Origin of the sequence: Corynebacterium sp. HMSC036D02 (assembly GCF_001836165.1) — a bacterium.
Taxonomy (GTDB): domain Bacteria; phylum Actinomycetota; class Actinomycetes; order Mycobacteriales; family Mycobacteriaceae; genus Corynebacterium.
The window spans coordinates 1-24,829 of record NZ_KV827706.1; the positions used below are offsets into that span (position 1 = coordinate 1).

At 61.2% G+C, this 24,829-nt stretch carries 22 protein-coding genes and 1 other RNA gene; 16 read left to right on the forward strand and 7 right to left on the reverse strand.

Features of this window, described 5'->3' with window-relative positions:
• Positions 1 to 768 precede the first annotated feature (768 nt).
• Positions 769 to 1,731, reverse strand: coding sequence for an SURF1 family cytochrome oxidase biogenesis protein (locus HMPREF2743_RS10805; protein ID WP_070818800.1), 963 nt, complete (start codon positions 1,729 to 1,731; stop codon positions 769 to 771).
• Between the two features lie 31 nt (positions 1,732 to 1,762).
• Positions 1,763 to 2,254 (reverse strand): low molecular weight protein-tyrosine-phosphatase, encoded by a 492-nt coding sequence (locus HMPREF2743_RS10810; protein ID WP_070526507.1) that lies wholly within the window; start codon positions 2,252 to 2,254, stop codon positions 1,763 to 1,765.
• Positions 2,255 to 2,357: 103 nt separating this feature from the next.
• On the opposite strand from HMPREF2743_RS10810, the gene HMPREF2743_RS10815 reads away from it, so the two are divergent.
• The 5 genes from HMPREF2743_RS10815 to HMPREF2743_RS10835 all read left to right on the forward strand — a co-directional run bounded on the left by HMPREF2743_RS10815 (position 2,358) and on the right by HMPREF2743_RS10835 (position 6,979).
• Positions 2,358 to 3,206: a Nif3-like dinuclear metal center hexameric protein gene (locus tag HMPREF2743_RS10815; RefSeq protein ID WP_070526509.1), complete on the forward strand. Its 849-nt coding sequence runs from the start codon at positions 2,358 to 2,360 to the stop codon at positions 3,204 to 3,206.
• Entirely contained in the window at positions 3,207 to 3,923 is a 717-nt protein-coding gene (locus HMPREF2743_RS10820; RefSeq protein WP_070818801.1) for a zinc ribbon domain-containing protein, read from the forward strand. It abuts the gene before it with no gap.
• The gene (locus HMPREF2743_RS10825) at positions 3,920 to 5,089 is read left to right on the forward strand and encodes a bifunctional RNase H/acid phosphatase (protein ID WP_070818802.1); all 1,170 of its coding nucleotides are present in this window, start codon (positions 3,920 to 3,922) and stop codon (positions 5,087 to 5,089) included. Before HMPREF2743_RS10820 ends, HMPREF2743_RS10825 begins: the two co-directional genes overlap by 4 nt.
• Positions 5,090 to 5,104: 15 nt before the next feature.
• An RNA gene (gene rnpB / locus HMPREF2743_RS10830) (RNase P RNA component class A) lies at positions 5,105 to 5,538 on the forward strand.
• Positions 5,539 to 5,575: 37 nt separating this feature from the next.
• Positions 5,576 to 6,979 carry an RNB domain-containing ribonuclease gene (locus HMPREF2743_RS10835; protein WP_070818803.1) on the forward strand — a complete coding sequence of 468 codons (1,404 nt, stop codon included), beginning with the start codon at positions 5,576 to 5,578 and terminating at the stop codon, positions 6,977 to 6,979.
• Here the strand turns inward: HMPREF2743_RS10835 and HMPREF2743_RS10840 are convergent.
• The gene (locus tag HMPREF2743_RS10840) at positions 6,976 to 8,247 is read right to left on the reverse strand and encodes a galactokinase family protein (RefSeq protein WP_070526521.1); all 1,272 of its coding nucleotides are present in this window, start codon (positions 8,245 to 8,247) and stop codon (positions 6,976 to 6,978) included. The two genes, HMPREF2743_RS10835 and HMPREF2743_RS10840, sit on opposite strands and share 4 nt — an antisense overlap.
• Before the next feature lie 146 nt (positions 8,248 to 8,393).
• On the opposite strand from HMPREF2743_RS10840, the gene HMPREF2743_RS10845 reads away from it, so the two are divergent.
• A complete protein-coding gene (locus HMPREF2743_RS10845) occupies positions 8,394 to 8,582 on the forward strand; it encodes a hypothetical protein (protein WP_012715171.1) in 189 nt (62 codons plus the stop codon).
• A gap of 156 nt (positions 8,583 to 8,738) precedes the next feature.
• On the opposite strand, the gene HMPREF2743_RS10850 is transcribed toward HMPREF2743_RS10845, so the two are convergent.
• Entirely contained in the window at positions 8,739 to 10,466 is a 1,728-nt protein-coding gene (locus HMPREF2743_RS10850; protein ID WP_070526524.1) for a CYTH and CHAD domain-containing protein, read from the reverse strand.
• 112 nt (positions 10,467 to 10,578) lie between these two features.
• Positions 10,579 to 11,655 (reverse strand): DUF2786 domain-containing protein, encoded by a 1,077-nt coding sequence (locus HMPREF2743_RS10855; protein WP_070744678.1) that lies wholly within the window; start codon positions 11,653 to 11,655, stop codon positions 10,579 to 10,581.
• Positions 11,656 to 11,853: 198 nt separating this feature from the next.
• On the opposite strand from HMPREF2743_RS10855, the gene HMPREF2743_RS10860 reads away from it, so the two are divergent.
• The 4 genes from HMPREF2743_RS10860 (at position 11,854) to HMPREF2743_RS10875 (ending at position 17,197) form a co-directional block, all read left to right on the forward strand.
• A complete protein-coding gene (locus tag HMPREF2743_RS10860; protein ID WP_070818804.1) occupies positions 11,854 to 13,191 on the forward strand; it encodes a glutamine synthetase family protein in 1,338 nt (445 codons plus the stop codon).
• A gap of 7 nt (positions 13,192 to 13,198) precedes the next feature.
• Entirely contained in the window at positions 13,199 to 16,258 is a 3,060-nt protein-coding gene (locus HMPREF2743_RS10865; protein ID WP_070818805.1) for a bifunctional [glutamine synthetase] adenylyltransferase/[glutamine synthetase]-adenylyl-L-tyrosine phosphorylase, read from the forward strand.
• A gap of 155 nt (positions 16,259 to 16,413) precedes the next feature.
• On the forward strand, positions 16,414 to 16,731 hold the full coding sequence (locus tag HMPREF2743_RS10870; protein ID WP_070526535.1) for a hypothetical protein: 318 nt from the start codon (positions 16,414 to 16,416) through the stop codon (positions 16,729 to 16,731).
• 34 nt (positions 16,732 to 16,765) lie between these two features.
• Positions 16,766 to 17,197, forward strand: a complete 432-nt coding sequence (locus HMPREF2743_RS10875) for a hypothetical protein (RefSeq protein ID WP_246820263.1) — start codon at positions 16,766 to 16,768, stop codon at positions 17,195 to 17,197.
• Between the two features lie 312 nt (positions 17,198 to 17,509).
• Here HMPREF2743_RS10875 and HMPREF2743_RS10880 read toward each other — a convergent pair whose 3' ends face one another.
• The gene (locus HMPREF2743_RS10880) at positions 17,510 to 18,811 is read right to left on the reverse strand and encodes an MFS transporter (RefSeq protein WP_070744672.1); all 1,302 of its coding nucleotides are present in this window, start codon (positions 18,809 to 18,811) and stop codon (positions 17,510 to 17,512) included.
• 38 nt (positions 18,812 to 18,849) lie between these two features.
• Between HMPREF2743_RS10880 and thrC the strand changes: the two genes are divergently transcribed.
• The 6 genes from thrC (at position 18,850) to HMPREF2743_RS10905 (ending at position 23,824) form a co-directional block, all read left to right on the forward strand.
• Positions 18,850 to 20,295, forward strand: coding sequence for a threonine synthase (thrC, locus tag HMPREF2743_RS10885; protein ID WP_070744670.1), 1,446 nt, complete (start codon positions 18,850 to 18,852; stop codon positions 20,293 to 20,295).
• 3 nt (positions 20,296 to 20,298) lie between these two features.
• A complete protein-coding gene (locus HMPREF2743_RS12805) occupies positions 20,299 to 20,451 on the forward strand; it encodes a hypothetical protein (RefSeq protein ID WP_168162404.1) in 153 nt (50 codons plus the stop codon).
• Complete coding sequence (locus HMPREF2743_RS10890) at positions 20,444 to 21,292, forward strand: trypsin-like serine protease (RefSeq protein ID WP_070744668.1); 849 nt, start codon at positions 20,444 to 20,446, stop codon at positions 21,290 to 21,292. The genes HMPREF2743_RS12805 and HMPREF2743_RS10890 overlap by 8 nt, the downstream gene beginning before the upstream one ends.
• Before the next feature lie 17 nt (positions 21,293 to 21,309).
• Entirely contained in the window at positions 21,310 to 21,843 is a 534-nt protein-coding gene (locus HMPREF2743_RS10895) for an NUDIX hydrolase (protein WP_070526551.1), read from the forward strand.
• Between the two features lie 128 nt (positions 21,844 to 21,971).
• A complete protein-coding gene (locus HMPREF2743_RS10900; protein ID WP_168162405.1) occupies positions 21,972 to 23,054 on the forward strand; it encodes a DNA alkylation repair protein in 1,083 nt (360 codons plus the stop codon).
• Positions 23,055 to 23,242: 188 nt separating this feature from the next.
• Entirely contained in the window at positions 23,243 to 23,824 is a 582-nt protein-coding gene (locus HMPREF2743_RS10905) for an META domain-containing protein (RefSeq protein WP_246818735.1), read from the forward strand.
• A gap of 34 nt (positions 23,825 to 23,858) precedes the next feature.
• Here HMPREF2743_RS10905 and HMPREF2743_RS10910 read toward each other — a convergent pair whose 3' ends face one another.
• Positions 23,859 to 24,827: an SLAC1 family transporter gene (locus HMPREF2743_RS10910; protein ID WP_083298982.1), complete on the reverse strand. Its 969-nt coding sequence runs from the start codon at positions 24,825 to 24,827 to the stop codon at positions 23,859 to 23,861.
• Between the last annotated feature and the right edge of the window lie 2 nt (positions 24,828 to 24,829).

The window sequence follows — 24,829 nt, forward strand, 5'->3', positions numbered from 1 at the left end:
ACCTCACCAACACATCCTGTCGTTTAGGCCTCGGTGCAGATGAGGACTGCTCCGGCTGCTTTGAGTCGGGTGTGTTGGCGTTCGGGGGTGGTCAGGGTTTAACCCTAGCGAACACTTGGTATGGTTCCGGAATTAGTGTTTGGTTAGGGTATACCTCAAAAGTGAAGCTTCCTAGAACAATAGCCGAACGATGTAATCCGGGTGGAGGAGAAGACTAACCACACAAACCCGCGCTAAAACAGCAAACATGTATTGAGGAGGATGGCATTGATGCGTAAACAGAAAAGCGCGGCTTACTGGTGGAGCGTTACTGTCGTTGTAGTGCTGTTCATCGCAACGCTTGTAATCAATTATCTAGCAGGACTAAGTGCTGATGAATCATACTTTGGAGCACATTGGTGGCATCGTCTGGCGTGGGTTACGCCACTGTTGTTCTTGGCTTCTTTGATTTGGGCCTGGTTCGAGCACAGGAAGGTGCATCGGTATCCGCATTGACCCGTATTTAGTAGCGTCGGGCGTGAATGAGAAGGAAGCCTTTGCGCTTGGGCGAAAGATGCTTTTTGCTCTAGTGGGGAGTGTCGATCGGGCCTAACCTCCCCCCCCGACGCGTCTACTTTCCGGGGTCAGGCCCATGTCTTCGTCCCAGTTGAGAAGGCAGTTCTCAGCGGTGCAGCCAGCGGCTTCAAGAATACTGTCGGAAATCTCGGTTTCGGTCGCTTCTCGCGTCCGTGTAATCGCGTTCATGATCGTCCCCTTTGGGGGCCGAGGCTAGTAGCGCTCCTGACCGCGCTCACGGATCTTCTCGTAGAAGTCCGGCTTGGCGGAGCCATAGCGTGAGCGGGAGCGGCGCGAAGGCTGCGTGGCAGCCGCAGGCGTCGTAGCATCAGAGTGCTCGCCGGAAGGCTCCTCGTGCTCAGAGATATCGGCGTCCGCGGCCGCATCGGGGGAGCCGGCGCCTGTGCCAATAGCTGCCGCAGTGGCCTCAGCCATCAGGGCTTCCTCCTCGCGGGCGCGTCGGCGCTCACGAATCTCGGACCACACGAAGTACGCGAAGCCCAGCGGCGCCATCACGCCGAAGGCGATCCACTGGTAGCCGTAGGAGAGGTGATTGCCGCGGTCCAGCTTCGGCACCGGCAGCGCATGCAGCTCACCGGGTTGCTCGGGGGAGAGTTGGAGGTAGTCGTGGGCGAGGGGGACGTCGACAAGCTCTGCTATCTGCTCCGTATTGATGGAGTAGACCTGTGTGTATCCCTGCTCCTCAATGGGGGCGGAGGAGTGCTCGCGCTCGTTGTAGCGCGCCATGCCCACGATGGTGACCTCGCCCTGCGGGGCCGGGTCGATGTGGGGGACGGAGTTGCCCTCGTCCGTGGGCACCCAGCCGCGGTTGACCAGGAAGGTCTCACCGGATTCGGTTTCGAAGGGGACCAGTGACTGGAAGCCCGGGGCGGACTCCACCGGGCGCAGACGCAAGAGGACCTCATCCTCCGGAAGGTAGTGGCCGGTCAGCTCCGCGCGTTCCCACTCCTTGTGCAAGGAGCCATCCTCAGCAAAGACCTCGGTGACCGGCTGGGGCTCGGCCTCATAGGCTTCCTCAATGAGGTGGTTGCGCTCCACAATCTGGTCGTCTTTATTCAGCTGCCATGGTGCCAGCACCGTGAAAGAGAAATAGGAAAAGGCGACGACGAAGATGAGAAAGAGCACCCACCCAGGCTTGAGGAATGTCTTGAGCATGATGATCAGTCTAGTAGCCGCAAAAAATTATCTAGCCGTGGTTCGTCTTAATCCACTCGAGTAGGCCCGGAACGGCGGCATCAATCTCCTCGCGGGTGCGGGCGAAATCCTCTTCCGTGCCGTAGAAAGGATCCTCCACACTGGCATCTTCCGGGGAGCTCGGATCGAAGCTGCGCATGAGGCGCACCTTCTCCTGCGGAATGCCGCGATCCAAAAGGGCATCGCGGTGGCCGGCGTCCATGGCCACGAAGAGGTCTGCGTCCATGTGCTCTTCGCCCAGTTGGGCAGCCTGGTGGCCGGCACCATCGTGGCCGCCGCGGCGCAGCTCAGCGACGGCGCGCTCATCCGCGCCCTGGCCCACGTGCCAGCCACCGAGGCCGCAGGAGTCCACGCGGGCGAGGAGATCGAGCATGTCAGTCTCCATGGCATCGCGGGTAATGATTTCCGCCATGGGTGAGCGGCAAATGTTGCCCGTGCACACGAAGACGATGTGGAGCTGGTTGTCGTTCTCCGGAGGCGTCATGCAAAGTCTCCTTAAGCTAGAGGGGTGCGCTGGCGAACGAAAGCTAGGATATAGCAGCGACGCGACTGACGTGAAACCTCAAGCCGTATAAGGAGCAAACGAGATGGCAGAACGAACGACCGTTGGCGAGATCCGCCGCGTAATCCACGAGGCCTACCCGCCGCAGCTGGCCGAGCCCTGGGATGCCGTTGGCCTGGTGTGCGGTGACCCCACGGACGAGGTGAATACCGTGGCCTTTGCCTTGGACTGCACCCAGGAGGTGGCAGACAAGGCCGTGGAACTCGGCGCGCAGATGCTCGTGGTGCATCACCCGCTGCTTCTGCGCGGGGTGACTTCGGTGGCAGCGGATACACCGAAGGGCAAGGTCATCCACACGCTGATTCGCAACGGCGTGGCCCTGTTGGCCGCGCACACCAACGCGGATAAAGCCCGCCCGGGTGTCAACGACAAGTTGGCTGAGCTCGTAGGGATCAAGCCCGGCCGCCCCATCGTCCCGGTGGAGCCCTATGAGAATCTCGATGAGGCCTTGGGGTTAGGGCGCGTGGGCGAGCTGGAGGAGCCGGTGACGCTGCGCGAATTCACCCAGCGGGTGGCCGATGCCCTTCCGGAAACTGAATGGGGAGTGCGCGCGGCCGGCGACCCGGAGCGCATGGTGAAGAAAGTGGCCGTCTCCAGCGGCTCGGGGGATTCCTTCCTGGACCAGGCGGCCGCGCTCGGCGTGGACGTCTATGTCACCTCCGATTTGCGCCACCACCCGGTAGATGAGCACCTGCGCGCCGCGCACCTGGCTAAGCCGGAGGGCCCAGCCGTGGTGGATACCGCTCACTGGGCCAGCGAGTTTCCCTGGACTGCCCAGGCGCGCGATATTGTGGAGGACGCATTGCGCGTGAACACCGAGATCATCGATGTCCGCACCGACCCATGGACGATTTCTGCGCATAAGGAGAACTAAATGAAACTGCCACAGGACCTGCAGAACATCCTGCTGGAGCTGGCCACCCTCGAACGCTCCCAGGCACACGGTGGAACTCCCACCATCCCGGAGCAAGAGGAATATGAGAAGGCTCAGGCTGCACACGCCCGGCTTGTCGACGCCTCCGGCTCCGCCCAGCTCGCCGTCGATGACATGGAGATGGAAATCCTGCGCATTCAGGCTGATGAGCGTAAGCTGCGCCAGCGCGAGCGCGATGACAAGGCACAGCTTGGCGCCGCGACCGATCCGGAGACCCGCAAGGACCTTGAGCACGATCTCTACGCGGCTAAGTCTCGCATTGCGGATCTCATGAGCGAGCTGCAGGAAGCCCACAACGAAATCCACGCACTGCGCGCCAACCTGGACGTCCACGGCGCGAAGGTCTCCGATTCTGAGCGCAAGCTCGAAGTGCTCAAGCGTGCGGCCGAGGCTGCCCAAGAGGCCGCGGCGAACCGCCCGGACCCGCAGGTGCGCATCGGCGAGCTGCGCGAGCAGCTGCCCGCGGATGTCTTGGAAGAATACGAGACCGTGCGTGAAGAAAACGGTGTGGGTGCCGCTGCCTTCACCGGGCGCGGCTGCGGCGGTTGCTTCATCATTCTGCCGCCGGCCGAGCAGAACGCGGTGCGCAACGCGGCGGCCGACGAGCTTCCGCAGTGCAGCGACTGCGGCTCCTACCTGGTGCGCCCGGCCTCATGAAGCTAGTCATTTTCGCTGACGGCGGATCCCGCGGCAACCCCGGGATCGCCGGGTCTGGTACGGCGGTTTATAACGAGGACCGCTCGCAGCTGCTCAAGGAAATCGCCTACGTTGTGGGCCAGAAGTCCACCAATAACGTGGCCGAATACCACGGGCTGCTGCGCGGCCTGGAGGCTGCGGTGGAAATGGGCGCAGACGAGGTGGAGTTCTACATGGACTCCAAGCTCGTGGTGGAGCAGATGAACGGGCGCTGGAAAATCAAGCACCCGGACATGCAGAAACTCGCCGTCGAGGCACGCCGCCTGCTCAACCAGATTCCGCGCTTTAGCCTCGAGTGGGTCCCGCGCGCCAAGAACTCGGTGGCCGATGAGCTTTCCAACGTGGCCATGGATGCCGCCGCGAAGGGCGAGCCCGTGGGTGTCGTAGGCGGCTCGGATAACGCGCCTGAGCCTGCAGCCGCTGGCACTGCGGCTGAGTCGGAGGCCGGAGACGAAGAGACGTCGCCAAGCACGGCGTCCTCAACCTCGGCTGACTGGCGCTCCGAATGTGGCCCGGCCACCCGCTTCATCCTGCTGCGCCACGGGCAGACGGCGATGTCCGCCGCCAAGCAGTACTCCGGGCGCGCAAACCCCGAGCTCACCGAGCTGGGCAAGAAGCAAGCGCTCGCCGCCGCCCAAGCCTTGGCCGATACCCACATCGATGCCGTGGTGTGCTCGCCGCTGCGCCGCTGCCAGCAGACGGCCGCGGCCGTGGTGGAGGGCCGTGACCTGCGCGTGGAAACCGTCGAGGACCTTATCGAGGTGGACTTTGGGCGCTGGGAAGGCAAGACCTTCGCCGAAGCCGATGCCGCTGACCCCGAGCTCCACGCGCGCTGGCTGAAAGATACCTCCGTGGCCTGCCCGGGAGGGGAGTCCCTGCGCGCCGTGCACCGCCGTGTCAGTGCTGCGCGCCGCAAGCTGCAGCAGCGCTACGAGGGGCAGACCGTTCTCGTGGTCTCCCACGTCAACCCCATCAAGTCCTTCGTGCGCCAGGCCCTCGATTCCGGACCGCAAACCCCCAACCACCTGTTCCTGGAACTAGCTTCTGTGAGCGAGGTCGAATTCTTCGACGGCGGCAGCACCCTGCACCGTTTCAACGATGTGGGGCATCTGGGCGCGCTGCGATAAACTAACAGGCGCGAATGAGCCGACCGGGCAAACGCGTTCCGTCGAACCGGTCCCGTTATGGGACTAGGCGCGGGCCGAGGAAAGTCCGGACTCCATAGAGCACGGTGGTTGCTAACAGCAACCCGGGGTGACCCGCGGGAAAGTGCAACAGAGAGTAGACCGCCGCGTGCCTCCACTGCGTTTCGGCGCGGCGTGGGGCACGCGGTAAGGGTGAAAGGGTGCGGTAAGAGCGCACCAGCACCGTCAGTGATGGCGGTGGCTGGGTAAACCCCACTGGGAGCAAGGCATCACGGCCCGCCACGCTAGCGGGCCCGATCAGGCGTTAGTAGGTTGCTCGCCGAAGCCTGAAGGTAGCTGCTTGAGCCAACTGGCAACGGTTGGCCTGGATGGATGTTTGCCACCGCGCCACGCGCGCGGCACAGAATCCGGCTTATAGGTTGGCTCATTCGCGCCCTACACTTTTATTTTTTGGAACAATGGGGCGGCATGAAACTGTATGCCGCGCCTTTGGACTTTCGGCCCATCGCTGAGGAGTTTTCTGTTCCGACCGACTTCCCGGAGGAGGTCACCGCCCAGGCCGCCTCCGCACAGGACCGTTATGCCGAGCAGCGCCGCGATGCCCGGGACATCCCACTGGTGACCATCGATCCGGTCGGCTCCAAGGACCTGGACCAGGCCGTGTTCATCGAGGCGCGCGATGGCGGCTACCGCGTGCTCTATGCCATCGCGGATGTCGCCGCGTTCATCGAACCGGGCTCCGCACTGGAGCAGGAATCCCTCAAGCGCGGCCAGACCATCTACCTGCCCGATGAGCCGGCGCGGCTGCACCCGGCAGAGCTCTCCGAAGACAGGGCTTCGCTGCTTGCCGACGTCGATCGCCCCGCCGTCCTCTGGACCTTCGACCTTGACTCCGCAGGCGAGGTGGAGGACTTCTCGGTGGAGCGCGCGCTCGTGCGCAGCCGCGCGCGGCTGGACTATGACCAGGTTCACGCGGACTTGGAGAATGGCACTTTGCATTCCTCGATCGCCTTGCTGCCGGAGGTAGGAAAGCTACGCCAGGCCTCCTCGTTGCGGCGTGAGGCGATCAACTTGCGCATTCCCTCGCAGCGCGTATCCGAAAGCAGCGATGGGGAGAAAGGCCACTACGAGCTGGTCATGGAGCCGCGGCATGAGGTGATGGATTATAACTCGGAGATTTCCCTGCTCACCGGAATGTGCGCGGGGAGGCTGATGGAATCACGTGGAGTTGGTTTCCTGCGCACCCTATCGGCGGCCACCCTGGAGGCTGAGGCCACCTTCCGCTCTGAGGCGGAGGCGTTGGGTTTTGACCTGGGGGAGAGCAGCATCTCGGAATTCCTCCATTCCGTGGACGCGGATTCGCCGCGCGGGATGGCGGTGATGCGTGAAGCCCAGCGTTTGCTGCGTGGTGCTGACTACGTGTGGCTGGAGGATGGCCAGGCGGACGTGCACGCGGGAATCGGCGGCTACTATGCGCACGTGACGGCCCCGCTGCGGCGTCTAGTTGACCGCTTCGCCACGGAGGTCTGCCTGGCGCTCAGCGGCGGCTACGAGGTTCCGCAGTGGGTGCGCGAGCGCGCTGGGGAAGTCATATCCACGATGCGCTCGACATCGCAGCTGGCCTCCCAGGTGGATAAGGCCTGTTTGAACCTGACGGAGGCGACAGTCTTAGCGCCGTGGGTAGGCACCAATTTTGAAGCCGTGGTGGTTGATGGCGGTGCACAGCGCGAGAAGGCGCGCCTCTTCGTCCTAGACCCGCCGGTGATGGGGCAGGCCGTGGGCCACCCGGAGACCGGCAAAGAAACGATGGTGTCCTTGGTTAAGTCCGACGTTGAGGAGCGCGATGTGCTTTTTGCGTGGCCGGCGGACTAGTCCTCGGTGATTGCTGGGCTTCCGGCAGTAAGCGGGACGACAAGAAGGCCGTCCTCGGCCAAGTCGGCCGCGAAGTTTGTGGCCTTGGCACTTGGCACGTAGGCGATGACCGCGGAGGAAGTGCCGGCGTGAGCAGAGCGTGAGGCGACGGCACCGCGGGCGGTGGCCAGCTGCGCGAGCTTCTCTGCGGAGTTGAAACCATAGACGGTGGCCAAGGCAGACTGCGACTGCGTGAGAAGTGGGAAAAGCTCGGTGCCGCGGCGGGAGCGCAAAGCACGAGCAATGCCTTCGGCGCGCTCAGTTTCCTCCGAGTAGAAGGTCAGCCATGCCGTGGCTTGGGCGATGGTCGGCTGGTTCTCGGTGCCGTGCACCTTGTGGACCGCAGCCAGCCACTCGAGGACGCGCTGGGGCGCATCCGGCAACAAACGCAGCGACGGCGTGCCGAAGGCGCGGCAGGCGGCGTCGATGAAACGCTCGCGGGCGCGAATCTCCGTCACGGCCTCAGCGGAATCAGCATCCCCTGGCACGGCCAAGGCGAAAGCCGCAATGTCCTTGTTGATCATGTGGGGCGCCTGGGTCACGGAGCCGTCGGCGTAGTCGATGATGGTGATGGACTCACCTGCGCCGCGCAGGGCAGCGGAGTGGCGAGCGCGCAGTGCGGGGAATCGCGCGAAGGTGCCAACGGCTTGGGAACAGACCTCTGCGATGCGGGCACGCAGCGGGGCGTCATGCAGATCATCCGCGGTGCCGAGCAACGCCAAAGCGGTGGCGATGTCGATGGCTGCGGCGGCACCGAGACCGGTTGAATCGGGGATATCGTTGACCACGGTGATATCGGCACCAGCTGTTTCGCGGGTAAGGAGCTGGCGGTTGATCATGGTGTAGATGATGCCGCCGAGGCGCGCAGCGATGGCCCCTTCGGGTGCAGGGGGGTCGATGGGCTGGCCTTCGGAATCGACGCTGGGCTGCTGCTGCGCGGCAAGAGCAGAAACCTGTTCGAGGGAAATCTGGTCTTCAACGGTTTCGCCGTTGGTGTGCTCTAGGCGAACCTTGACCAGTCCGTCGCTGCGGGGGCTGACAGCTGTTGCCGCGCGGATATCGGCGAGTCCCATGATGGCGATGCCGTCGTAGTGGTCGATGTGCTCGCCGATGAGTGCCCAAGTGGCGGGGGCGCTGGCGACATGCGCGGAGTCAGCACCCACGTTTTCGCGGTGTGCGGCGCGAACGCGGTCGACGGCCGGGGTCGAAGGGGCAGTCCACAGGGGCATCGGGAAGGTTCTCCTTTGCTGGTGGCGATGTCCTGCCTAAAAGTAAAAGCAGGACTAAGTGACCTATCTATTCTAACGGGCGTTGCCTGCAGGCGGTCTGTAGTGTGGGGTGCACTGAATGAGAGCTTAAAAGAATGGAGAAGATTATGGCTGAAGCCGACAACAAGTGGTTCTATGACCCGTCAACCGGTGAAGTATCCCAGGGCAAGGTGTCTGGTTGGGAGAACCGCATGGGGCCTTATGATTCCCGCGAGGAGGCCGAGCGCGCCATTGAAATCGCGCAAGCTCGTACCGCTGCTGCTGATGCTGAGGACGCCGCCGAGGACGATTACTAAGCACCATACTGCGAAGTCCTAACAGGCCAATGTTGAAGCCTGCTTGAGAATTCCGCTAATAGCAACGGCCCACACCCCCGCATAGGCGTGAAGGTGTGGGCCGCTTCTGATCGCTGCCTTGCAACACGGGAAGGCTAGCGGAGCAAAACCAGCCGGCTAGCGCAGCTTCTTGCGCAGCGGCTTGAACGCAGACTTGATGGCCTTGAAGCTATCCGAGTAGGCATTGAGTGTTTCCAACCCGATGACGCGCTCACGCTGGTAGAGAAGGCCGTAACCGAAGGTGTCTTCACCGCGTCGGCGTGCGGTTTCTGCCAACTCGAGCAACTTATCGCGAGAGGTTACAGAATCCTGGAAGTCACCCAAGACTGATTGCATATGCTTGCAGGCCTTGTAGAGGTTCTTCGTCTTCAACGTGGTGGCGGATCCAGCAGCTTCCGCGGCATAGCGCAGCTTCTTTGCTGCCTTGCGCATGTCGTGGAAGTACTCTTCACGCTCATGCAGCGTCAGCTCGGTGTTATCCCAGTTGGAGACGGCCTTCTTGTGGCGCTTGACCAACTTGTCATAAGCCTGCTTCAGGTGCAGAGCCATCACCGTATCGAGATCGTGGGGCTCGTCTTCCGAATCCGGCTTGGCGTGCTTCGGCTCGTAGTCCTTTGCTGCCTCGTGAGCCTCAGCGGGCTCTGGGGATGCCGTATCGATAGTTGCAGCATCTTCCGCCCCGCTATCTGCAGACGTGCTATCTGCGTCAGCGGATGCGTCCTCCCCGGCAACCGGTGGATTGGCAAGGAAAGCATCCAGCGCATCGAGCAGAGCCAAGTACTGGTCGGAATCAAGTGCAGCGATAACGCGACGATGCGCACGGCGGTAGGCGCGGCCCATGTCGTGAGCAATGTGCTCGCGGGTAGCTTCATCGAGAACATCGGAGTCCTCTGACGCGAGGAGGTTCTGCCAGCGTTCTTCCACAACCTCGGCGTCACGGGCGACGCCCAGCATGGCCGCAAGTTCCTTCAGATCTGACTCAATGCGCTCGATTTCGGGGCCCACCACAATGCCGTGGAAGGTCTGCAAGTGGCTGCGCAATTCACGGGTAGCCACGCGCATCTGGTGCACCGAATCCCATTCATCACGGCGAACGCGCGGATCAAACTCGACGAGTTTGTCTCGGTTGGCCTTCAACGCCTCCACGACTGCCGCCGCGGGTGAGCCCGGCTCCACGTTTGATGCAGCAAGCGCTGGGGGAAGCTCGACGTTGTTGATGGAATCTCCCAATGCAGACTTCAGCTTGGACGGCGAGGAGGAAACCCGAGCCCCAGAACTGATCAGTAGGGATGTGGCATGCCGTAGCAGTTTGCTGCCTGCTTTAGTACCCGGCAGTTCCCCGGCAAGCTCTACTTCCCACTCACGCCACGTGCTCTGGGAGCCGCCCGGCAGGAAGGAGAATGCGGTGACATGGTCATCGCAGAACTCAGCAACTGGCTGCTCATCCGCGTCAACGAGAAGTAATTCGGTGCGGTTGTTATCCACCTGGGCGATGGGCTCAAGTGGCTGGTTGCGGACCACTGAGCGGACCTGGTGGAGCAATTCATCCGGAACCTCGTACTTGCCGTCGACGGGCTCACCCAGTTCCGCGCGGATTTCAGTTCGTCCCTGCGCGCCGGGAATCTTGATGTGCCATCCATCGTCATTTCCACCGGTGCGTCGCCGCAGCGTGATCTTCGCATGGGTAAGGCGGAGATCCTTGGTGTCGTAGTAAATCGCGGACAACGAGTGGTGGCGGGTTTCTGCAACACGGGCGACCTCATCGATGTGGGTGAGATCCGGCATGGGGGTGGTCTCATCCACAGCGAACTTGGCTTCGATTTCAAGGAACGTCTTTGGAGACATGTACACACCTTCGTCGGGGGAGCGAAATTATAAAAGAGGAGGAATCAAACCTCAGTACTGCCTTCTAGGTTACCTGGCTATTAGCGTAAAATGTGCCAGCTGATGATCGCCTCTAGCGGGTGAGTTGGCGGCGTCCTTTAAGCCCCGAGGAGTCACCTCCCAAGTGAGACTTTTCTGCAGCTGATGCGCCGGCAGTCATTCCCGTGTGGCTTCGTACAGCCAAGGACATTGTGCGTGCATTCGGGAAGAACCTATCGGTCACTGCTTCTGCTTTGCGTCGGCGTTCTTCCACGGCTGATAGCGATTGCTGTGCCAGGGCTACTTCGTCTTGTCGTGCGTTGCAGCCGCGTGATGCCGAGCCTTTCGCTTCAGCTTCGTGAGACTCCAGCGTCGCGTTTGCTTCCTCTAAGAGCTCGCCGATGCGGGTGGCATAAGACAGGATGAAGCTTCGGCGAAAGGAAGCTACATTGCCATGCTGACGCGCGCTTTCGGCGTGCTCACCGTGGTGCATGTGCCATTCGCACTGCCGCAGGAGTGAAGCGAAAAGTTCGGTGACGTGGCGGACGTCCTCCTCAGCGCCAATGACGGCGACGATCCCTTTGTGGTGAAGCTGGAGGGCAGTGCATCCGTTCCTATCCGCGATGACGCTGAGGAGCGTGGTCTTGTGGTTGATATAGGGCGCGTTGATATGGATTCGGGTGGACACCACAGTGCCCGAGGAGTCGGTGAGTGTCCCTTCCAGGCGGTGCCGCTGTTGAAGGCTCTGGGCTTTGGCGATGAGCGCGCTGGCTTCTTCTTCGTAAGGGGTGGATTCTGCTTTTCGCAGAAGATGAGTGATTTTGTCGCGGATTCTATTCTCCTTGCTGCCGCGGGATGTCTGAGAGTTCTTTCTTTGTGCTGCCAACACATCAACGTCCCGAAGGGGCGGCAGGAAGCTGATTGCTTCAATAAGTTGCATGAGGTCATCAGCAGACATGGTCATTGAGGCAGGCGGAGTGATGCTCAACCATTCCTTGCGCAGCGCAGTGGAACTAATCTGTGCGGGAACATGAGGGGCGGCGCGATAAATGAGTGGGTGGCAAAAGCTACCCACGACGTGGAGCAGGTCCTTAGGCGACCATCCTTGCTGGGCTGCTTGGCTAATGAGCTCGATTCCTCGTTGGCTCAGGGTTGCGTGGTGTGTGTTCATGGCTGTTCCTCATCATTCTTTATGGGTACATCTGTTCGGTTGTGGGGCCATTCAAGCACGTGATGCAGACAGGGGTCGGAAGAGTCGAAAAAATTTGCCCCCGAGATACTCTTGTCAACTGGGCTAACAATTCGCAGTGCGGGGGCAAAAGAAGAAACTTTCTCCGTGGCTTCGGCGCGCGGCGGTAGGGTTTAAAGCATGAACAGCCAACACGAATTCGTCCTTCGTACAGTTGAAGAACGCGATATCCGCTTCATTCGCCTCTGGTTCACTGACATCTTGGGGGCGCTGAAATCGGTGGTAATGAGCCCCTCAGAGTTGGAATCCGCCTTCGAGGAAGGTGTTGGCTTCGACGGCTCTTCCGTGGAAGGGTTCTCCCGCATTTCGGAGGCGGACACCATCGCAATGCCGGACCCTTCAACTTTCCAGATCATGCCCTTTGACAAGGAGGAACCCGAGCTCCTTTCGGCGCGCATGTTCTGCGACATTACCCAGCCCGATGGGCAACCTTCCTTGGTGGACCCGCGTCACATCTTGCGCCGTCAGGTCACTGAGGCGGCCAATGAAGGATTCACGTGTAAAGCTTCTCCTGAGATTGAGTTTTATCTCCTTGAAGACGCCCGCGATATCAACAAGCTCATTGCCACTGATAACGGAGGCTATTTCGACCAAGCCACGCACGATAATGCTCCAAGCTTCCGGCGCCGGTCGATGTACGCGCTGGAATCCATGGGAATCGCCACAGAATTTAGCCACCATGAAACGTCACCTGGCCAGCAGGAGATCGATCTGCGTCATGCTGACGTGCTGTCCATGGCAGACCACATCATGACGTTCCGCTATCTCATCAAAGAGGTCGCCTCACAGCAGGGCGTGCACGCGACATTCATGCCCAAGCCTTTTGAGAATCGCTCGGGCTCGGGCATGCATACCCACTTGAGTCTTTTCGAGGGAGATTCCAACGCCTTCCACGACCCCGATGATGAGATTTCGCTATCCAACACAGGACGGCAGTTCATCGCCGGCATTCTCGAGCACGCAGTGGAGATGACGGCGATCACCAATCAGTGGACCAACTCCTATAAGCGCCTGATGTTTGGCAGCGAGGCCCCAGGGTCAGTGACGTGGGGAATTTCTAATCGCTCTGCGCTGGTGCGAGTACCCACTTACCGTCTTTCCAAGGAAATGTCGCGCCGAGTTGAAATCCGCTCGCTGGATTCAGCGATGAACCCCTACCTGGGATACGCGGTGCTCCTTGCCGCTGGTTTGCGTGGAATCAGAGAAGGCTATGAGCTAGGGGACCCTGCTGAGGATGACGTCCACCAGCTGACCCGCCGCGAACGCCGTGCGATGGGGTATAAGGATCTGCCCAGTAGCCTGGACCAAGCCCTCCGAGAATTCGAGCGCTCCGAGTTCATGGCGGAGGTCCTCGGTGAACATGTCTTTGAGTACTTCCTGCGCTCAAAGTGGGATGAATGGCACGAATACCAGCAGCAGATCACCGCATTCGAATTGCGCAACAACCTGAATTTCTAGGAGAAGTATGCGTCCAGCATCAGTACCGTCCCCAGCTACTCTTGGTCTGACCCGGCCAACCGCTGCGGAGGATCTATCCCGCCTCGGGTGGGATAATTCTGAGTCCCTTGAACTGCTGTGGACACTGGCCGGAGCAGGTGATCCCGATATGGCCCTCAACACGTTGATGAGGATCGTCGAGGGAGCGCCTGAGATTGGCCCGGCGATGCGCGAGGACGAAACATTTCGGGTGCGGCTCATCGCCCTGCTGGGTGGCTCCTCGGCGTTCGGTGATCATCTCGCTGCGAATCCAGAAACCTGGCAAGAACTGCAGCGGCCATTGCCGACGCCTACCGAAATGCTGCACACACTACTCACAGAGGTCGAGGCGGAACCTGCGACATACGTTGAGCAACCAGGCCAGCCTGACACCGCCAGCCCCGACCTGACGTCTCCCGGCACCTACCGGGCAGCACCGGGGGACCACAAAGCATCGCTCAAAGTGGCCTACCGGACGCTGATGATGCGCATTGCCGCCCATGACCTCGCAGGTACTTTCCACTCGCGCAAGGGGCAGTCACGCCCACAGCCGCGAGTAGGTTTCCGGGAAGTCACCAGGCTGACGACGGCCCTCGCAGATGCCGCCTTGACGGCAGCACTCGCCGGTGCGGTCCGGGTGGTCTATGGGGACGAGGCACTCGATGCGCAGCTGGCCGTCATCGCGATGGGCAAGTGCGGCGCGGGCGAATTGAACTACATCTCCGACGTGGACGTGATCTTCGTGGGCTCGGAGGCCACGCCACGGATTACCCGTCTAGCATCAGAATTCAACCGGATTGGCTCAGCCTGCTTCTTCGAGGTTGACGCCAACCTGCGCCCGGAAGGCAAGTCCGGCGCCTTGGTCCGAACTCTGGATTCGCACGTGGCCTATTACAAGCGGTGGGCAGAAACCTGGGAGTTCCAAGCGCTGCTGAAGGCACGGCCGCAAACCGGCTACTTGCCCTTGGGTAAGGACTACCTGGAACAGATCGGGCCGATGGTGTGGACTGCATCGCAGCGGGAGTCCTTCGTGGAAGACGTTCAAGCTATGCGCCGCCGCGTGCTGGATAATGTCCCAGAGGAGATGCGCCTTCGCGAGCTTAAGCTGGGGGAGGGCGGTCTGCGTGACGTGGAATTCGCCGTCCAGTTGTTGCAGTTGGTACATGGACGCTCGGATGAATCGCTGCGCACGCTTGCCACGGTCGATGCACTCGCAGCATTGGTGCGCGCCGGGTATGTGGGACGTGAAGACGGCACCCAGCTTATCGAGGCCTACGAATTTTTGCGTTTGCTTGAGCACCGCCTCCAGCTGGAGCGCTTCCGCCGGACTCATACGCTGCCGGAGAAAGACGACAGCTCAGCGCTTACATGGCTGGCTATCAATGCAGGATTCCACCCGCAGGGGCACCAGTCGGCAGCGGACCGGATGAATATCCAACTGCGGAAGATTCGACTGCTTATCTCTGAGCTCCACTCGCGTTTGTTCTACCGCCCGCTGCTCAATTCCGTGGCCTCGATGTCGGCGGACGAACTCAAACTCTCCCGCGAAGCGGCACTTCTGCAGCTGGCGGCGTTGGGCTATCGCCACCCGGACCGCGCCTTCGAGCATCTCACCTCCCTGGCAGCGGGGCAGTCGCGCAAGGCCCGCATCCAGGCCATCTTGCTGCCAACGTTAATGGAGTGGCTCTCCAACACCGCTGACCCAGACATGGGCCTGTTGAATTACCGCAAGCTTTCTGAGGCAGCTTATGACCGGACGTGGTTCTTGCGCATGCTTCGCGACGAAGGCGTTGTCGGCCAGCGTCTCATGAAGATTTTGGGCACCTCGCCTTTCACATCGGAGCTGATTATTCGCACGCCGGACGTCGTCAAGCAGCTCTCCGATGGCGCGGCAGGGCCCAAGCTGTTGGAAACCAAGCCCGAGCAAGTGTCCTCTGCCTTGATTAATTCCACCAAGCGCCACGCTGATCCGGACAAGGCCGTGTCGGTCGCTAGAGCCCTTCGCCGCGCAGAGCTAGCGCGGATCGCTGCTGCCGATTTGCTGGGCTTCCTGCCGGTTCAACAGGTGTGCTTTGAACTGTCCACCATCTGGAATGCTGTGCTGGAGGCCGCGCTGCGTGCCGAGGTCAGAGCATGGAGGCTGGACAATGACGATGCCGAACCACCAGCCCGCATCGCCGTGATTGGTATGGGCCGGCTCGGAGGCATGGAGCTGGGCTTTGGCTCCGACGCCGATGTCATCGTGGTGGCGGAGCCAACCGGAGGAAACGCCGAGGAAGAAGCACTGCCCTGGGCCATCGGCATCATTGAGAAACTGCGCCGCCGTCTTGCAAAACCTTCCGGGGATCCGCCCTTGGACGTGGACTTGGGTTTGCGGCCCGAGGGGCGCTCAGGAGCAGTTGTGCGCTCGATCGAATCCTATGAGCGCTATTACTCGCAGTGGGGCGAGCCTTGGGAGATGCAGGCTTTGCTCCGCGCGGCCTTCGTGGCGGGGGATGAGGAAGTCGGTACACGTTTCCTCACCATGGTGGATGCCTTCCGCTATCCGCCGAAAGGCGTGAGTGAGAAGACGATTCGTGATATTCGCCGAATGAAGGCGCGCGTTGATAATGAGCGCCTCCCGCGCGGCGCCGACCGCAATACCCACACCAAGCTGGGGCGCGGCGGGCTAACGGATATCGAATGGACCGTTCAGCTGCTCCAGATGATGCACGCCCACGAGGTTCCGGCGCTGCATGATCCGTCCACGCTGCGCGTGCTGGATGCTCTTGAAGACAATGAGGTAATACCCGTCGAACAAGTACAGGAGCTGCGGGAGGCCTGGCTCTTGGCCACCGATGCCCGCAATGCGCTGGTGCTGGTGCGCGGCAAGCGCGTGGATCAACTGCCTGCGCCGGGGCCGCAGTTGGCACAGGTGGCAGGCGCGGCTGGCTGGGAACCCGAGCGCAATCAGCAATTCTTGGAGCACTACCTCAAGGTGACCCGTCATGCACGAAAGATAGTGGATGAGGTGTTCTGGGGTGAGGCAGAGTCCTTCGAGCATGACTAGCAGAAGGCAGTTGCTTTGCCCCTGACCCGCACCCTGAGCTCACCCGGATCTTTCCCTGACTTTGGAGCAAGCCCCTGTTCTATCAGGGGAGCAGCCGATAGCCTTAGGTGGCAGTGAACAAACATAGTTCCCACGCCTCGAAAAGGAGTTACGCAATGAGCCTTAACCTGTCCCTCGACCTCAACGATGCCACTCTTGCTGATCTCGACGCCTTCCTCTCCGCCGCCCGCGCCGCAGGGTGCGACCCCGCCGCCGCGCTGAGCGTGGAGGGGACGGTGATGCGGTTGGACGTCGACAAGCCCCTCGTTACCCCTACGGAGCCGAAGCCTGAGGCCCCGCGCCGCACCAGCCTGGATCGCTCCGTGGCGGAGTCCACCATCCGCTCCATCATCGATGCGCTGTCCGAGCGCCTCGATTCGCCGCACCCGCCGCACGGAAATTCTTTTGGCACCTTTGGCCCCCGCGCGGATTAAGCCGCGAATGTGAGAGAAGTCTAAAATTGTGGCCGTGAAGTCCAAGCAGATTATCGCCGTATGGGTCCTCGTGGTGGTGGCAGTCATCACCGCCGTCGGTGCGGGCTGGTGGGCTACAGAGCGGCACCAGGTGCCGGAGGGGGCATTGACGGTGGAGCAGGTGGTCGACGGCGGCGTCCCACAGGATCCGTCGGCAGGCGCCGAGCTTGACCCGGCTGAAAAGGATCGCATTGTCTCGCTGGCGGAAGCACTGGGGATTCCATCGGAGTCAGTGCCGCGCGGGCTGCTGTCGGTGGCGTCGGATAGGTACCGCTCCCGTCAGATGCTTGAGGCGGATCTGGAGAAGGCCGTGGAGGCAGGCGTCATTACGAAAGATGATGCGAAAGGTGTCCTCGCTGCCTTCGATGCCGGTGTCGTCGCCCCAGTGGATGGCCCTATTTTTGTGGAGTCCACCCCAGCCGAATAAGCCTGGTGAACCCCACCGGTTGAGCTTGTTGGTACGGAGCCCACAGGGACTGGCAGGTGATGCGCAGTCAATGAGGATCTGTCTGGCAGCCGCGGCTCTTAAGCTCACACGCACAGATAACGAAACGATAAAGGTTGGTGCGTTGAGGTGGAGAAACGACGAAAACTACGCGAGCTGCTCAGGACCGCAGTGGGAGTGAGCATCGCCATTCTCGTCCCCATCGGCGGTGGGCTCGGGGTCTTTGAAGTGGCCAATGGGCTGCCCCTTGAGGCGCCGTTGAGTGCCTTGGCCTTTCAGTAGTCCAGCCCTGTGCTAACCCACCTGCACGATTCTGGCGTGCGGTCCTTCCTCCTCGCCCCGGCTGCGCAGGATGTGGGTGATGAGAACCCCCACGATGCCAATGCACCACACCCCAAAGACCGCCCAGGCGGCGAGCCGGAAATCATGGAAGGGGTAGTCGGGCCCGTTGCCCAAGTGGTCCAACACCATACCGACGAGCTGGGCGCCGATGACCGTGGCGATGAAGCCGCCCATGTTTCCCAGCCCCGTCGCCGTGGCGACGACGCGGCGATCCAGGTTTTCGCGGACAATGTCGAATCCATAATTTGCCACCGGTGTGCACAGGGCCACCAGGCTGATGAGGATGAACAGTGAGAGGTAGCTGCCGCCGAAGAGGAAGAACAGGACCCATACCGCGCAGTGGATAGCCACAAACCCTAAGGCGAGCCACGGACGGAAACCCCTGGCCCGGGACGATAACCTGCCGTGCAGGGGGCCAATCAGCACCATGAACACGCTAAACCACGTCAGGACCCAGCCGGCGCTAGTCTTAGAAAAATCCATGCCCGCGGTCATCAAGGGCACTCCCCACAGCATGACAAACACGTTGGTGGCTCCCAGACCAATCCAGTGAATGAAAAACGCCTGCCAGGCCACAGGAGAACGGAAAACGGTGGATAGCAGCGCTGCTGTGCTTTCCGGCTTCGCGTTAGGTTTTTCCTTCGGCTTGGGCACGATGCCCAGTGATTCAGGGGAATCCGCAACCGCCACCGCGGCCGCGACGGCGATGAGAATACCCACCGCACCCAAGGTAACGAAGGCCATGGTCCATCCGCCCCACCCCAGCAGCATGGCAAAAGGTAAGGCGGACATGAACTGACCTAGCTGCCCCAGCGAGGAGGTGACCTGGGTGAACATGGGGGTGCGGTGCAGCGGGAACCAATAAGGCAGGATGCGCATCACCGACAAGAAGGCGGTGGCATCACCCGCGCCGATGAGCAGGCGGGCGGCAATGGCTACCCAGTAATTGCTAGTAAAACCGAGAAGCACCTGGCCGAGTCCCATGATGGCGGAACCGATGACGAGCAGGCGCCGGGGGCCGAATTTATCGATGAGCATGCCGGTAGGGATCTGCGCCAGTGAATAGATACCCAATTGCACAGAGGTGAAAACAGCAATGCGCGCGGCATCTACCTCGAAGCGGTCGATGGCCTCGAGCCCCGCTACGCCAAAAGATGTGCGGCCGGTAATCGCCACGATGTAAACCAACACCGCAGCTACCCACACGGAGAGAGCCTTAGTGGTAATTACATTGCGAGGATGAGGAACCGACATGGCTGATACTTTACGCGGCACCAACTAAGATGCAGGGGGTGAAGTACATTTCGACCCGCGATACCGACCGCCAGCCCGCCTCCTTTACGGACATTCTCCTCGGAGGTCTGGCCCCTGATGGCGGCCTCTACCTGCCGGAAACTTACCCCCGCATTGATGACGCCACCCTTACCCAGTGGCGCCAGACCTTGGCTGAGGGCGGCTACGCGGCCCTGGCCGCGGAGGTGCTCAAGCTCTTCGTGGACGATATTCCTGCAGAGGACCTCGAGGGGATTGCCCAGCGCGCCTACACCTACCCGAAGTTTGACCACGAGGAGATCGTCCCCGTCAGCGAGCTGGGGGAGGGCCTTTACATCGGCCACCTCTCTGAGGGGCCGACGGCCGCCTTCAAGGACATGGCCATGCAGATGTTGGGCGAGCTCTTCGAATACGAGCTGGCACGTCGCGGCGAAACCCTCAACATCCTAGGCGCTACCTCGGGTGACACCGGTTCCTCGGCGGAGTACGCGATGCGCGGGCGCAAGGGCATCCGCGTCTTTATGCTGACCCCAGCCGGGCGCATGACGCCCTTCCAGCAGGCCCAGATGTTTGGGCTGGATGACCCGAATATCTGCAATATCGCCCTCGATGGAGTCTTTGATGACTGCCAGGACGTGGTCAAGGCGGTATCTGCCGACGCTAACTTCAAGGCAGAAAACCGTATCGGTGCGGTCAACTCTATTAACTGGGCCCGCCTCATGGCGCAGGTGGTCTACTACATCAACTGCTATCTCAAGGTCACCACGGAAAACACGGAGAAGGTCTCCTTCAGCGTGCCCACCGGCAACTTTGGTGATATCTGCGCGGGCCACATCGCCCGCCAGATGGGCCTGCCCATCGACCGCCTCATCGTCGCGACCAATGAAAACGACGTGCTCGATGAGTTCTTCCGCACCGGCAGCTACCGCCCGCGCTCCTCGGAGCAAACCCACAAGACGTCTTCGCCGTCGATGGATATTTCCCGCGCCTCCAACTTTGAGCGCTTCGCTTTCGATCTGCTGGGCCGCGATGCCGCGCAGATTAAGGAGCTTTTCGGGACGAAGGTGAAGGAAGGCGGGTTCAACGTCGACAAGCAGGCGCTCGACGCCGCCCACACCGAGTACGGTTTCCTGTCTGGTTCCTCCACCCACGCGGACCGCCTGGCCACCATCAAGGATGTCCACGAGCGCTACAACGTGCTGGTGGATCCGCACACGGCCGACGGCATCAAGGTCGCCCGCGCGGTACAGGATGAGTACGGCGTTGACACGCCCATCGTGTGCCTCGAGACCGCCCTGCCAGTGAAGTTTGCGGAGACCATCGCGGAGGCCATCGGCAGCGAACCAGAGGTGCCTGAGCGTTTCGCCGGCATCTTGGAAGCCGAGCGCCACGTTACCGATCTGCCCAATGATGCCGCGGCGGTGAAGGACTACATCACGCAGTACATCAAGAGCACGGAGGTTTAAACAATGGGACAGGAACAATTCTCAGGACCCGAGTATTTCACTGAATTTGACCCAGAGAAGTTCATCCGTGACATGAAGCAGGTCGCGGAGATGGAGAAGGAAAATAAGGAGAACAAGGCGGACTCGGGTGAGGCTGCAGCAGAAGAGGATGCCTAGGTTTCTCCTCACGGGGGTGCTCAGCACAGCAGCTCTAGTGGTAGCTGGGTGCACGGTGCAGACGGGCGTTGACGCTGTTCCCGAGGCTGCTTCGCATACCTCCGAGGACACCACGATTGAGCCGCCCCCGCCGGAGATTCACACGCCGGGTGCGTCCCCGGTGCCCCCGGGCGCCGCACTGGATATCTCTGGCATGCAGCCCGTTCCCGGCGAAGCCTTCGACTTCAACCTGTGCACGGTGGCGTGGAGCTTCGTGCTTGACGACGGCCGCACCATCGCCGTCACCGCCTCCCATTGCGGTGAGCCAGGGGATACGGTGTGGGCGGGTGCCGCGGACGGGGAATTCATTTACCCGGCCGAGCCTGTGGGCAGCATCATCTACTCCGACCTTAGCGCGCCGGACACGCACCAGCTGGATTTCGCTTTGGTGGAGATCACGCGGCAGGCGGAGTTTCATGTCCCCCAGGACATGCCCACCAGCGTGGTCGCCGCGGGGCAGGAGGAGCTCCCCGATGAAGTGTGCAAGCTGGGGCGCATTACCGGTGAGACCTGCGGCCCGCTTACTCACGGCGAGGGACACGGGAAACTCCAGTTTGGTGACCGCACAGTGGATACCGTCTCCGCGCGCGCCCAAGTCTGCTCCACGCACGGCGATTCGGGCGCTCCGGTCTTTGGCGCGCCGGGCAGCCCCTTTGAAGGGGTAATCGTCGGTGTCCTTTCGGGAACGACGGAAGCAGCCGCGGGTGGTGAGGGCTGTGCGCACGGTTCGGAGGCAGAGATGTCCTTTACTTCTGCGGCGGATATTGAGGCGCTCCTTCCGGAGATTCTGGCACAGGTTTAAGCGCTAAGATGAAACCCATGCCTACTCCTGATTTCATTGTGTCCCTGCGTGAGAAAATCGGTCACGAGCAGCTCTTTTTGCCCAGCGTGACCGCGGTTATCGTGCGGGCGGTTCCTACCGGTTCTGCGATATGGGAGCTGCCTTCAGTGCTGCTTGCCCAGCGTGCCGATAATGGCACGTGGGCTCCCATCTCCGGTATCTGTGAGCCGGGTGAGGAGGTCACGGCGACTGCACTGCGTGAGGTCAAAGAGGAAATTGGCCTCGATGGTCGCATCGAAGCGCTCCTCGGCGTGGGCCAGGTGGGCCCAGTAGTCTGCCCCAATGGGGATAAGTGTCTCTACATGGATACCTCCATCCGGGTCTCCGTGCCGGATGATGCGGAGCCGGTTATCTCCGATGAGGAGAACCTAGCCGCGCAGTGGTTCTCTGTGGCGCAGATGCCGACGTCCGTCAGCGCCCGCAACCGCATGATCATCGGGGATGCAGTGGCGCAGATGAAACACCCGCAGGGCTTCCGACCGCGGATGGGGTACGTTAAGCGTTCGTCTTAATCAGGCTTTCTCCATGAGCGTTGATGTGAGGGCACTAGATCTAAGTGGCGGATCGATGCGCCAGCCCTCAATCCTGCGGCAAAAGAGTTTCTCCGCGCCGGGTAACATGCACAACTATGGCTCCCAAAATGAAGGACTACTTCAACGCTGACACGGCACAAAAACTCGGCGCACAGCTTGGAATTGACGGCGAAAAATACGCCGCATGGATCGCGCCACGCGTCGAGGATCTGGAGATTCTGGACCGCGTGACCGTGTTCGCGCAGGGGCTTCGGGAACAGCTTGGCGGGGATTATGTAGGGGTGATTGGAGGGATCATCGATAAGCTTGGGCCCGAGCTTGCGGAGGGGGAAGGCTACTTCAACCATGCATTTCATCTGTGGCCGGTGAGCCGCTTCATCGAGCTGTACGGGATAGATGAGCCGGAGGTTTCTTTAGACGCAATTGAGGCGCTCACGAGGGTGTTCACCGGTGAGTTCGCGGTGCGTCCCTTCTTGGAGCGCTACCCGGAGCTGACCATGTCCCGGGTGCATCAGTGGGCTGGTTCCGACAGCCACAACGTGCGTCGCCTGGCTTCCGAGGGCATCCGTCCGCGTCTGCCATGGGCGAAGGTGCACGCGCCGTTTGTGGAGGACCCCTCGCCGATCCTTCCGGTCCTGGACCGGCTGTACGACGATGCGTCGCTGTTCGTGCGCAAGTCCGTAGCCAATAACCTCAACGATATTGGCCGCACGCACCCCGAGTTGGCGCTTGCCACCGCGTCGCGTTGGGCAGATAGCGGATCGTCGCACGCAGCGTGGGTGGTGGAACAGGGGTTGCGTGGGCTGATCAAGCGCGGCAATAGGGAGGCCCTGGAGCTTGTTGGCTTTTCTCCGTCCACCGCCGTCACCGCCACCCGCCCCGAGTTCCCTCACACTGTGGCCATTGGTGAAAAGGCGACTCTTTCAACGACACTCACCAACACCGGCGATGCGCCCGCACATGTGCTTGCAGAGTATCGCGTGCACTTTCTGAAAAAGAACGGCACCCGACAACCCAGCGTGTTCCGCCTCGGCAAATACACGCTTGAACCGGGTGAAACCCGAGTGGTGACCAAGACGCACCCGTTTCGGATCACCAGCACGCGCACCTACTACCCGGGCATGCAGGGACTCAGCCTGGTGATTAACGGCCGCGAAGGCGAGCACGTGGAATTTGAGCTCACCCAATAGCGCAGGTCTTGCCGCGTCATTCAGATTGTGAATGCGCTCCATTCGGCGATGCAGTCCCCGGAGCTGCCTTTTCTGCATGCGAGGACGCAGCCCGCAAAGGGGTGAGAGTGTTGGAGTTGCCGCAAAATATCATCAGAAACGCATGAAATGGGTTGAGGTTGGTGCCCGTGCCCGATAGCTTCGGGGTCATGATTTCACGCACGCTGAAGAAAGTAACCACTGCAACTGCGTTCGTCGCCCTCGCCGGCGGCGTTCTGGGTGCCGGTACTGCCGGTGCGCAAGAGATGTCCTCCGCCGACTCTGTGAAGACCAGCCAGATTCAGGAACTGAGCTCGCGTCTGTTCGGTGACTCCTTCTCCTCCTCGAAGGATTCGGAAGCACCGGAAGGCTCTGGCTTGATTGAGAAGTACGAGGACGTTGACGGCCTGCAGGACAAGCTGCCGGCTGATGAGGCTAAGAAGGTTCTCATCGGGACCTTCACCGCAAAGAAGAACCCGGAGATCTCCGTGACCTTCAATGACGACGGAACGCTGACCTTCAACGATGGCTGCAACTCCGGTGGCGGCAGCTACAAGCTGGACCAGACCGATGCCGTCGTGGTGGAGAACCTGAACTCCACGATGCGTGCCTGTGCCCCGGAGGAGATGGCTGATGCCGATGCACTCAACGCCATCCTTTCCGCAAAGCCAGTGGTCATCCCCGTAGAGGGCAACACCTTTGCGCTGGGCAGCCAGGGCCAGGTCATTCAGTTTGAGAAGGCTGAAAACTAAGGTTCCTTCAACGCAGAGACAGAGCGCGGCGGAGCTAGTTCGTGATTGGGCTAGCTCCGCTTCCTTGTGCGCGCCGTCCTTCGATGAGCCAGCTTATGAAGCGGCAGGAACAGGCAGACCAGTGCGCGATGAGGAGTACCGGGATGCTGAGCGCGATGACGTCGAGAAGCTCCGAGCCATTCACCAGCGCTACCTGGTGCCCGCCCATGCTGACCGTTCCCGGTGGGAAGGTGCACGCCCACCAGGCAGGAGAGTAATCCACCCAGCGCGCCACGTTGGGGTAGAAGGTGAACATGGCATAGAGCGCGAGGGGAATGGCGATCGCCATGGCGGTGAGCCCGTAGTAGACAGAGAAAGTGCCGGGGTAGAGGATCTGCATCGCGGTAGTGGATTGGCCCACCACGCCCAGCGGAACCCAGGCCGTCGCGGAGTTGGCACCGGTGAGATTGACTTTGCCGTGCCAAGCAGCCCAATACACACGGATAAAGACGGGGACCGCGGTGGAGATCGACATGACAAAGAGCACTGTGCCCATGACGTGGTAGGCATGTCCGTAATCCAAGGCGAGGAAGCCGGCTACGGAGGAGGAAATCATGGGCCCGACCAGCGGCAGGCCCCAGGTAAAGCGCGGCTGGCCGTCGAAGCGGGTGAGCTGAATAGCCCACGTGATAACGGTGACGGGGCCGCCTATCCAGAAGCCCACGAGGCGGAAGGCTCCGATATCCGTCAATCCCGACAGCGCCGCGCCGAGCGCCAGGATGCCGATGAAATACATGGACCACTCAGCCATGGAGGTTCGCGCAAAGCTGGGCTGGCGGTATACCGCGAAACCAACTGTCAGCACGAGGAGGATGACGCAGGACAGTGCCGCGAAAACAGCGGAGGCTGTCAGCATGCCTTCCTCAACGAGTAGCCGGGAGACGATGGAGGTGCCCATGAGGCTGCCGCCCCACGCGGGGCCGGGTGGTGGCAAGTGGCGGAATTTGTCAGTCACAGCTGGCATGG

Bases quoted from the DNA above. Each gene is read 5' to 3' on its own strand.
- HMPREF2743_RS10805 (WP_070818800.1), bottom strand. From the start codon at position 1,731: ATGCTCAAGACATTCCTCAAGCCTGGGTGGGTGCTCTTTCTCATCTTC.
- HMPREF2743_RS10810 (WP_070526507.1), bottom strand. From the start codon at position 2,254: ATGACGCCTCCGGAGAACGACAACCAGCTCCACATCGTCTTCGTGTGC.
- HMPREF2743_RS10815 (WP_070526509.1), top strand. From the start codon at position 2,358: ATGGCAGAACGAACGACCGTTGGCGAGATCCGCCGCGTAATCCACGAG.
- HMPREF2743_RS10820 (WP_070818801.1), top strand. From the start codon at position 3,207: ATGAAACTGCCACAGGACCTGCAGAACATCCTGCTGGAGCTGGCCACC.
- HMPREF2743_RS10825 (WP_070818802.1), top strand. From the start codon at position 3,920: ATGAAGCTAGTCATTTTCGCTGACGGCGGATCCCGCGGCAACCCCGGG.
- HMPREF2743_RS10835 (WP_070818803.1), top strand. From the start codon at position 5,576: ATGAAACTGTATGCCGCGCCTTTGGACTTTCGGCCCATCGCTGAGGAG.
- HMPREF2743_RS10840 (WP_070526521.1), bottom strand. From the start codon at position 8,247: ATGCCCCTGTGGACTGCCCCTTCGACCCCGGCCGTCGACCGCGTTCGC.
- HMPREF2743_RS10845 (WP_012715171.1), top strand. From the start codon at position 8,394: ATGGCTGAAGCCGACAACAAGTGGTTCTATGACCCGTCAACCGGTGAA.
- HMPREF2743_RS10850 (WP_070526524.1), bottom strand. From the start codon at position 10,466: ATGTCTCCAAAGACGTTCCTTGAAATCGAAGCCAAGTTCGCTGTGGAT.
- HMPREF2743_RS10855 (WP_070744678.1), bottom strand. From the start codon at position 11,655: ATGAACACACACCACGCAACCCTGAGCCAACGAGGAATCGAGCTCATT.
- HMPREF2743_RS10860 (WP_070818804.1), top strand. From the start codon at position 11,854: ATGAACAGCCAACACGAATTCGTCCTTCGTACAGTTGAAGAACGCGAT.
- HMPREF2743_RS10865 (WP_070818805.1), top strand. From the start codon at position 13,199: ATGCGTCCAGCATCAGTACCGTCCCCAGCTACTCTTGGTCTGACCCGG.
- HMPREF2743_RS10870 (WP_070526535.1), top strand. From the start codon at position 16,414: ATGAGCCTTAACCTGTCCCTCGACCTCAACGATGCCACTCTTGCTGAT.
- HMPREF2743_RS10880 (WP_070744672.1), bottom strand. From the start codon at position 18,811: ATGTCGGTTCCTCATCCTCGCAATGTAATTACCACTAAGGCTCTCTCC.
- HMPREF2743_RS12805 (WP_168162404.1), top strand. From the start codon at position 20,299: ATGGGACAGGAACAATTCTCAGGACCCGAGTATTTCACTGAATTTGAC.
- HMPREF2743_RS10890 (WP_070744668.1), top strand. From the start codon at position 20,444: ATGCCTAGGTTTCTCCTCACGGGGGTGCTCAGCACAGCAGCTCTAGTG.
- HMPREF2743_RS10895 (WP_070526551.1), top strand. From the start codon at position 21,310: ATGCCTACTCCTGATTTCATTGTGTCCCTGCGTGAGAAAATCGGTCAC.
- HMPREF2743_RS10900 (WP_168162405.1), top strand. From the start codon at position 21,972: ATGAAGGACTACTTCAACGCTGACACGGCACAAAAACTCGGCGCACAG.
- HMPREF2743_RS10905 (WP_246818735.1), top strand. From the start codon at position 23,243: ATGATTTCACGCACGCTGAAGAAAGTAACCACTGCAACTGCGTTCGTC.
- HMPREF2743_RS10910 (WP_083298982.1), bottom strand. From the start codon at position 24,827: ATGCCAGCTGTGACTGACAAATTCCGCCACTTGCCACCACCCGGCCCC.